Annotated in this window: 7 protein-coding genes; 6 read left to right on the plus strand and 1 reads right to left on the minus strand. The window is 40.3% G+C overall.

All coding sequences use genetic code 11. The features are described 5' to 3' along the window. The first annotated feature begins 374 nt into the window (after positions 1-374). The 5 genes from ACPLOV_RS06400 to ACPLOV_RS06420 all read left to right on the plus strand — a co-directional run bounded on the left by ACPLOV_RS06400 (position 375) and on the right by ACPLOV_RS06420 (position 5931). Positions 375-1739 (plus strand): PTS mannitol transporter subunit IICB, encoded by a 1365-nt coding sequence (locus ACPLOV_RS06400; RefSeq protein WP_424909596.1) that lies wholly within the window; start codon positions 375-377, stop codon positions 1737-1739. A 72-nt stretch (positions 1740-1811) separates the two neighbouring features. Beyond that, a complete protein-coding gene (locus ACPLOV_RS06405) occupies positions 1812-3890 on the plus strand; it encodes a BglG family transcription antiterminator (protein WP_424910840.1) in 2079 nt (692 codons plus the stop codon). 16 nt (positions 3891-3906) lie between these two features. Next, complete coding sequence (locus tag ACPLOV_RS06410; protein WP_424910841.1) at positions 3907-4383, plus strand: PTS sugar transporter subunit IIA; 477 nt, start codon at positions 3907-3909, stop codon at positions 4381-4383. Between the two features lies 1 nt (position 4384). After that, a complete protein-coding gene (locus ACPLOV_RS06415) occupies positions 4385-5539 on the plus strand; it encodes a mannitol-1-phosphate 5-dehydrogenase (protein ID WP_424908881.1) in 1155 nt (384 codons plus the stop codon). Between the two features lie 107 nt (positions 5540-5646). Next, positions 5647-5931, plus strand: coding sequence for a CC/Se motif family (seleno)protein (locus ACPLOV_RS06420; protein WP_424908880.1), 285 nt, complete (start codon positions 5647-5649; stop codon positions 5929-5931). Positions 5932-5935: 4 nt separating this feature from the next. Here ACPLOV_RS06420 and ACPLOV_RS06425 read toward each other — a convergent pair whose 3' ends face one another. Beyond that, a complete protein-coding gene (locus tag ACPLOV_RS06425) occupies positions 5936-6709 on the minus strand; it encodes a helix-turn-helix domain-containing protein (RefSeq protein WP_424910842.1) in 774 nt (257 codons plus the stop codon). A 140-nt stretch (positions 6710-6849) separates the two neighbouring features. Between ACPLOV_RS06425 and trxA the strand changes: the two genes are divergently transcribed. Next, the gene (gene trxA / locus ACPLOV_RS06430) at positions 6850-7164 is read left to right on the plus strand and encodes a thioredoxin (RefSeq protein WP_068747755.1); all 315 of its coding nucleotides are present in this window, start codon (positions 6850-6852) and stop codon (positions 7162-7164) included. Positions 7165-7200: the final 36 nt, after the last annotated feature.

A 7200-nucleotide genomic window follows, 5' to 3' on the forward strand; every position in this document is an offset into this window, starting at 1 on the left:
TTCTTTTTTTATTTTTTAGGTTTAAATAAAAAATTTAATTTAAGGATAAAACTTTTAAAAACTCGATCACCTTGCTTCAAAAAACACAATTTCTCAATAAAATATTATACAATGCAACCCACTAAAAACAATAAAATACCACAAAATACTACACAAAAGTAAAGACAAATATGAAATATTACAATATTTTACCCTATTAAGACAAAACTTTTGGTTTAAAATTATTAAATAATGTCACCAGAACATACGTTACCCGGTAAATATGTTTTCCTTGAAAATCAACGTTCGAAGGTATATCATAAAATCGGAGAAAGTCAAGTATTAATTAAACAATGTCACCAATTAATGGTGACAAAAATTAAAGGAGGTAGGCCATGAGGACAAAAATTCAAAGCTTTGGGCGATTTTTAAGCGGGATGGTCATGCCTAACATCGGGGCTTTTATAGCCTGGGGTCTCATAACGGCCTTTTTCATTCCTACCGGGTGGTTACCCAATGAAAAACTGGCAAAACTCGTTGGCCCAATGATTGTTTACCTGCTCCCCATTTTAATTGGCTACACCGGCGGCAAGATGGTTCACGGTGTTCGCGGCGGAGTAGTGGGTGCCGTGGCGACGATGGGCGTAGTTGTGGGTGCTGACGTTCCGATGTTTCTGGGTGCCATGATTATGGGACCGCTCGGGGGATATGTAATTAAAAAGTTTGATGAAGCTTTTCAGGACAAAATTCCAGCGGGTTTTGAAATGCTTGTAAACAACTTTTCTGCCGGTATCATAGGTATGATTATTACTCTGCTCGCATATCTCGGAATCGGTCCGGTGGTTCAGGCCTTAAATAACTTCCTTGCTTCAGGAGTTCAGGCGATAGTAAACGCAAAACTTCTGCCCCTTGCATCCTTATTTATAGAACCCGGTAAAATCCTCTTTTTAAATAATGCAATAAATCACGGAATTCTTGCACCCCTTGGAGTACAGCAGGCAGCCCAAACGGGCAAATCCATATTCTTCCTATTGGAAACAAACCCCGGTCCCGGCCTTGGAGTGCTCTTAGCTTACTGGCTGGTGGGTAAAGGCATAGCAAAGGAATCCGCTCCCGGTGCTATCATTATACACTTTTTGGGCGGTATTCACGAGATTTACTTCCCCTACGTTCTGATGAACCCAATACTGATTTTAGCGGTAATTCTCGGAGGAGCAACCGGTGTATTCACCTTTGTGGTAATGGGCGCAGGGCTTGTGGCTACTCCATCTCCCGGAAGCATATTTGCCGAGCTTGCCATGACACCTAAGGGGGGATATATACCCGTTCTTTCGGGTATTGCACTGTCCGCTCTCGTATCCTTCCTAATTTCCTCGGCCCTCTTAAAGAGATTTGGCCAGGAAGAAGGGGATTTGATTGCAGCCCAGGATATGGTGGATCAACTGAAAGGAAAGCAAGCCTTCCATGCGGTAAAGAAAACCACCAGCGTAAAGAAAATTGTTTTTGCCTGCGATGGCGGAATGGGCTCTTCTGCTATGGGTGCTACCGTTTTAAGGAAAAAGATTCAGGAGGCCGGTTTAAAGGTAGAGGTTGTTCATTCGGCTATTAATGAAATTCCGCAGGATGCCGATATAGTTATTTCCCATAAAGAACTAACCGAAAGAGCAAGGGAAAAGGCTCCCAATGCGGAGCACATATCCATAGAAACCTTTGTAAATAATCCCGTTTACGATGAAATAGTAAAAAGGCTTTCCAAGTGATATAATAATCTAAAATAAAATAAAGTAACGGCAGATGCCGTTACTTTAAATTTTTTGGTACGGTGATGAATTATGCCCGATGAACTGGAAGTAAGAGAAAGAAAGATCTTAGAGCTCTTGATGCAGGGTCCTAAAACCGCCCAGGAGCTCGCCGATAGACTTTTGGTATCCCGAAGGACGATATTAAGAGATCTGCCGTCCTTAGAAGAAAAACTTAAAAATAGAGGGATTTTTCTTGTAAAAAAAGCCGGAAAGGGTCTGGAGCTAAGAGGACCCGATAGCGCCATCGAAAACCTGTCAAAAGAGCTTTCTAAAAAAGCGCCTTCTGAAGACAGGCTTCCCGCAAAAGAAAGACAGATACTTGTGCTTTTAAACCTTATTGAAAAAAAGGGGATAGAAAAATTATACACCTTTGCAAGAGAACTCAGGGTAACGGAAGCGACCATAAGTTACGACTTAGACCAGTTAGAAGGGATACTGGGGAAATACGAGCTTAAAATAATAAGAAAACCGGGGCTTGGAGTATTTTTAGAGGGAGAAGAGAAAAATAAAAGGGCACTACTGGCAGATCTTATTTACGAACAGTTTAACGAAACCGAGTTAATCGAGCTTTTAAAATCCAGGTTCGGGGGAAAAAATGCCCGGGAGGAAGATTCCGGGGATATAATAGACGAGGTAAAGTTGAGGCTTTTAAAGTTTATTGAGAAGGATTTGATAAATGATATAGAAGAAGTTCTAAGGGAAATTACGGAGAAATTCGAGATAAAACTGGCGGACAGTGCTTTTGCGGGGCTTTTGGTGCATATTGTCTTATCCGTGGCAAGGCTGAAAAAGGGCGAAAAAATTACAATGGATAAGAACATCCTGGCAACCCTGGAAATTACCAGGGAATTCCAGATAGCAAGAGCTCTTGGGGAAAGGATGAAGGAACAGGGGATTTTCGAGATTCCCGAGGAAGAGCTCGGATATATTACCATGCACCTTCTGGGGGCAAAACTCAGAGAAAAAGAAGGATTTGACGAGATTTTCTACTTCATCAACGATGACGAAGCATTGAAGATGGCGGAGGAAATTTTCATAAATGCCGGTAAGATCCTTCAAAAGGAAATTCATAAAGACGATAAGGCTGTTAAAGACCTTGCCCTGCACCTGAAACCCGCAATTGCAAGATTGAGGCTAAAGATGGATATAAGAAACCCTTTACTTTTTCAGCTCAAAGAAAAGTACAGCGGTTTGATGGAAATCTGTAAAAGAGCTGTTGAACCTTTGGAAAATAAGCTTTTAATTAAATTTCCCGAATCGGAAATAGGATTCATTGCAATGCATGTGGGAGCTGCCGTAGAGAGGATGAAAAGGGACAAAAAATACAGCGTTATACTCGTCTGCCCCACCGGTATCGGAAGCTCTAAAATGCTATACAGCAGGGTAGAAAAAGAACTTCCGCATTTAAAAATCCTGGATGCAGTTTCCCTTCTCGACCTGGACAGGGCATTGGCAAAATACTCCGGGGTGGATCTTATAATATCTACAATACCGATTGAATTACCCCGGGTCAAAACGATCAGCGTTTCCCCCCTTCTCACAAAAAGCGAAGTGGAGAAAATAAATACCCTCTTAAAAGAAATAGAAAAAGATTCAGCAGAAACTGAAAATGCTAAAGAAAATCCAGAAGGCCCGGAGTATGATTTAAAAGATGTGATATTTAATCTGATAGAGAAAATGGTTTTTATCAAGGAATTAGAAGAGAAAAATATAGAAGGGTTAATGGATGAAATTATTAACTATTTTAATGACGTGGTAATAGACGGGAACCTTTTGAGGGAGGATTTAAAAAAGAGAATGGAGCTGAGCGGCTGCGGAGTTCCTGGAACGGGGGTATACCTCCTGCACGCCAAATCCCGTTCGGTAAATGAGCCGGTATTTGGGGTTTTTGGAACAAAGGAGAAAATGCTTTTAAAAAACATGGATGGACAAAAGGAAAATTACCAGGACTTTGTCCTGATGCTTTTACCGCCGGAGGGTTATAAAAAAACCGCAGAAGTTTTCGCGAAGATAAGCGTTCTCATACTGGAGGATAAGGAGTTTTTAAAAGCATTAAAAGGGAATAACGAATCGCTATTTATAAAAATACTGTTAAAGAAGCTTAAATAGGAGGTTTTAGGTAAAAATGGTATTCGGGTTTTTAAAGAAAAACAATACTCAAGACAAAAACAGCGAAATAATAAAAGAAAGCATGATAGTGGTGGATGCAAAGGTCAGGGATAAGTTTGAAGCAATAAAAATGGCGGGAGAAATCCTGGTAAAGGAAGGATATGTGGAACCTGAATATATAGATGCCATGTTTGAAAGGGAAAAGATGCTCTCCACCTATATAGGCAATTTCATAGCCATACCTCACGGTGTGGGAGAGTCAAAAAAATACATTAAAAAAACCGGCTTATCGGTAATTCACGTGCCCGATGGAGTAGACTTTGGAGATAATAATATAGTTTATCTTGTTATTGGCATAGCTGCCCTTGGAGATGAACATTTAAACATCCTGGCCAATATAGCCACTCTTTTTGAAAATGAAGAAAAAGTCAAGAAATTGATTCAAAATCCATCCAGGAAAGAAATTAACGATTTTTTAAACGGGAGGATCTGACATGAAAAAGGCGGTTCATTTTGGAGCTGGGAACATAGGAAGGGGATTTATCGGGCTTTTGCTTTCCCAGTCGGGTTTTGAGGTTACCTTTGTGGATGTGGATAAGGAACTCGTGGATTATTTGAATAAGCACGGCAGGTATAGTGTGGTGGAAAAGTACGGTGAAAAAGAGACGGTTATCCCCGTAGAGGGGGTCAAAGCGGTAGTTTTTGAAGAGGAAGAGGAAATTATAAAAAACATTGCTGAAGCAGATATTATTACCACATCCGTAGGACCAAAGGTACTGGAAGTAATTTCAGGAGTGATCAAAAAAGGGCTTCTTAAAAGAGAAAAAGAAAACCTTGAGCCTGTAAATGTAATTGCGTGCGAAAACCTCATCAGGGCATCTTCTCATTTAAAAGAATATATACTAAGGGATTCGCAAAAAGAGGAACGGGAAATAATAACAAAAATTGCAGGGTTTCCTGACGCTGCGGTAGACAGGATAGTTCCGCCCCAGGAGCGGGATTATTCTAAGGTAATGGTTGAGCCTTATTTCGAATGGACCGTGGAAAAGCCGGGTTTTAAAGGAGAAATTCTTGAAATAAAGGGCATCACCTGGGTGGAGGACCTTGAACCCTATATCGAAAGAAAAATTTTTATATTAAATGCCGGCCACGCGGTTTGCGCGTATTTGGGTTATTTAAAGGGTTACAGGACCATCGAGGAATCCTTACAGGATCCTGAGATCTTAAGTACCGTAACCGGTGCCATGAGGGAGTCGGCTTATTACCTTTCAAAAAAATTCGCTTTTGAAGGATTAAAAGAATATATAAAAAAGACCTTAGATAGATTTAAAAACAAAGCGTTAAAAGACAGCGTCGAAAGGGTAGGAAGGGAGCCATTGAGGAAGCTTTCAATTAATGAAAGATTGGTAAGGCCGGCCAAGGAAGTCGCCGATTTAGGAGCAAAACCGGTAAACCTTGCAAAAGGAATTGCTGCAGCCCTTCTCTTTGACTATCCAGAAGACAAAGAAGCCTTGAGGCTGAAGGAAATGATAGAAAATCAGGGGATAAAATACGTTATAAATTATGTTTTAGGTTTATCGAGGGAGGATGCGGATTTAATCCGCCTTATAATGGAAAATTATAATAATCTTTTGGGCGAAAAAAAATAATAAAATAGGGGACTTTATTAATAGCCCCTATTTTTATTTTTTTAACTTTTATATTGACAGCGAAAATTTATAATAGTATAATTAAATTAAATCAGGAGGTGAAAATAATGGCAAATATAATAATAGATGAAAGGGCTAAAAAATACCTGGAAGAAAAGGGACTTTCCGAGGTGACCGTTAAGTTAGAAAAAATCGGCGGAGGATGAGCGGGCTGCAGATATATACCTGCCGTGTATGCGGGTTCGCCTGCCGATGCCTCCAATTACGATGTATATGAAGCAGATGGAGTAAAAGTTTATGTAAGTCCCTTTATAGATGTGAGCAGGGGTTTAAAGATTTATCTTTCGGGCTTCAGCCTGTTTAAAGGCCTTGCCGTTGCCCCCGCTTATTAAAGAATCAAATTTTCCTGTGGGATTTATAAAGTTCAATAAAGCGCAGGATAAAGCTCAATTCTTCAGGGGTACAGTCGGCCACCATTTCCAGAACCGATTTTACCTTTGGGTCCAAAAAAAGCTCTTTTAATGCCGGGTTCATTATCTTAAAGATATTTTCCGCTCCATCGTCGTCGGTTACGAAAAAACACGGGGTTACGGATAGGGCCTGGGCTAATTTCTCTAAGGTTTTAATGGAAGGTTCTACCTTTCCGTTTTCTAACTGTCCTATAAGGGCGGGAGAAACCCCGGCTTTTTTAGCCAGCTCTACCTGGGTAAGCCCCCTTTCGGTCCTGAGTTTTTTAAGTTTTGCACCGATGTTGTTACCGCCATTCAATAATTCTTCAGGTTTTATATCGAGGAATTTCGTAAGACCGGTAAGGGTGGAAAGGGAGGGGAGAACATTTCCTTTCTCAATCTGACATAAATAGGAGGCGGAAATACCGGCTAATTCAGCGAGTTCTTCCAGGGATAGATTTTTGCTTTGCCTGAAGAGGCGAATTTTTTCTCCTATGGATAAGGGCTTTTCGGGGTTGCTAACTTCACCCGCATTGTTAAAAAAGGCTTCTACGGATACGTTAAGAGCATCGGCAAGTTTCTGAACAACTTCTAATGATGGCTTCTTTTTACCCGTTTCTATTTCGCTCAAATAGGATACCGAAAGCCCTGTTTTTTCCGCAAGTTCTTTTAAAGATAATTTTCGGTTTTTTCGAAGCTGGCGTATTAAAGAACCTTCCATAACCATTCTCCTTTAAGAATACTTTAACAAAATTATAGTATAAATTTAATAAATGGTCAAAGGGAAAGAATTGTTTACTTTTTAAAATATAAGGGGCATAATAAAGTTAAGAAAATTTAAATTTAAAAGGAGGAACTAAAATGAAACCCGTAAATGTTACCGATGCCAATTTCCAGGCTGAGGTTTTAAACTCTGATTTACCCGTGCTTGTAGATTTCTGGGCTGCATGGTGCGGACCCTGCCGTATGATGGGCCCGGTAATTGACGAGATTGCCGGTGAATACGAAGGAAAATTAAAGGTCTGCAAGATGAACGTGGATGAAAATCCCAATACCCCGACAAAATACGGTATTATGAGCATTCCCACCCTTATACTTTTCAAGGATGGGGCACCTGTTAAAAAGCTCATCGGCTTTAGGCCCAAAAACGATATAATCGCCGAACTTGGAATATAAAAAGACCGCAAAAAGCGGTCTTTTTTTTGTGGAGTT

This window comes from Thermovenabulum sp., assembly GCF_049723235.1.
In the GTDB taxonomy this organism is placed as follows: Bacteria; Bacillota; Thermosediminibacteria; order Thermosediminibacterales; family Thermosediminibacteraceae; genus Thermovenabulum.